The organism is Flavobacterium sp. FlaQc-47 (assembly GCF_044006475.1).
Taxonomy (GTDB): domain Bacteria; phylum Bacteroidota; class Bacteroidia; order Flavobacteriales; family Flavobacteriaceae; genus Flavobacterium.
In genome coordinates, this window is record NZ_JBIPCQ010000025.1 from 1 (window position 1) to 255 (window position 255).

A 255-nucleotide genomic window follows, 5' to 3' on the forward strand; every position below is an offset into this window, starting at 1 on the left:
TTGGCTTTGAGTCCATTTTTCGCGAGATTTATAAAGTAAATATCTGCTTCTGGCTAATAATTGTTTTACGGAATCTCCGTTGATTAAAAGCTTGGGAATGTATGTTTTGTTTTCTGATTTTGCCTTTCTGATCAATTGATTCTCAAAATCCATGGCTTCCCATCGATGTTTGATTCTGATTTCCTGCAATGCCTCCAGGGCTAGTTTTTGAACATGAAATTTATCAGTAACCTGTATGGCTTTAGGAAAGCATCT

1 protein-coding gene is annotated in these 255 nt (G+C 36.1%); it reads right to left on the bottom strand.

All coding sequences use genetic code 11. The annotated features are described in order from the left end of the window. A partial coding sequence (locus tag ACHRVX_RS23855; protein WP_395337094.1) for a transposase occupies positions 1-255 on the bottom strand: 255 nt, incomplete at both ends.